This is a genomic window from Halomonas salsilacus (assembly GCF_051216275.1).
GTDB lineage: Bacteria > Pseudomonadota > Gammaproteobacteria > Pseudomonadales > Halomonadaceae > Halomonas.
This window is the reverse complement of sequence record NZ_JBPKAQ010000023.1, coordinates 1-1,007: the sequence shown is the minus strand read 5'-3', so window position 1 is coordinate 1,007 and position 1,007 is coordinate 1. Positions and strand designations below refer to the sequence as shown.

Annotated in this window: 2 protein-coding genes; both read left to right on the top strand. The window is 64.7% G+C overall.

What is annotated here, in order from left to right:
* Positions 1-837, top strand: an 837-nt coding sequence (locus ACR80S_RS17130; protein WP_435403907.1) for an SRPBCC family protein, incomplete at its 5' end; no start/stop codon positions are given.
* Positions 838-866: 29 nt separating this feature from the next.
* On the top strand, positions 867-1,007 hold a 141-nt coding region (locus tag ACR80S_RS17125; protein WP_435403908.1), incomplete at its 3' end, for an aromatic-ring-hydroxylating dioxygenase subunit beta.

Sequence of the window (1,007 nt, the reverse complement as noted above, 5' to 3'; positions counted from 1 at the left end):
GAGACCACCAAGATCATCGACAACATCGTCGACCAGGCGCCGGACGGCCTGGAGATCCTGCGCGGCACCTCCTCCTACACCTACAAGGGCAACTGGAAGCTGCAGGCCGAGAACGGCGCCGACGGCTACCACGTGAGCTCCGTGCACTGGAACTACGCCTCCACCATGGAGCGTCGCAACTACGACGCCGGTGGCACCAAGGCGGTGGACGCCGACGGCTGGTCGAAGAGCCAGGGCGGCTTCTACTCCTATGAGAACGGCCACATGCTGCTGTGGACCCGGCTGCTCAACCCCGAGGTGCGCCCGGTCTACCAGAACAAGGCGTGGATCGAGGAAGCATTCGGTGAGGCGCGGGCCGACTCCATCGTCAACCAGACCCGCAACCTCTGCCTCTACCCCAACGTCTACCTGATGGACCAGTTCTCCACGCAGATCCGCGTGCTGCGCCCGATCAGCGTCGACGAGACCGAAGTGACCATCTACTGCTTCGCGCCCAAGGGCGAGTCTGCCGAGAACCGTCGCGTACGCATCCGCCAGTACGAAGACTTCTTCAACGTCTCCGGCATGGGCACCCCGGACGACCTCGAGGAGTTCCGCGGCTGCCAGGACGGTTACAACGGGTCGCTGGCCGAGTGGAACGACCTCTCCCGCGGGGCCAAGCAGTGGATCCAGGGCGCCGACGACAACGCCCAGGCGATCGACATGCAGCCGCTGCTCAGCGGTGCCTCTCCCGAGGACGAAGGCCTCTACGTGCTGCACCACCAGCACTGGGTCGAGGAGATGCTGCGTGCCATCGACAAGGAACGCAGCCAGTTCATTGCCACCGCGTCCGCCTAAGCCGCGCGACCTGACAGGGGAGAGACACCATGAGCCTTAGCTACCACGAGATCCAGGCGTTCCTGTATCGCGAAGCCCGCCTGCTCGACGACCGTGAGTGGGACGAGTGGCTGACCTGCTACAGCAAGGACGCCGAGTTCTGGATGCCGGCGTGGGACGACGACGACCAG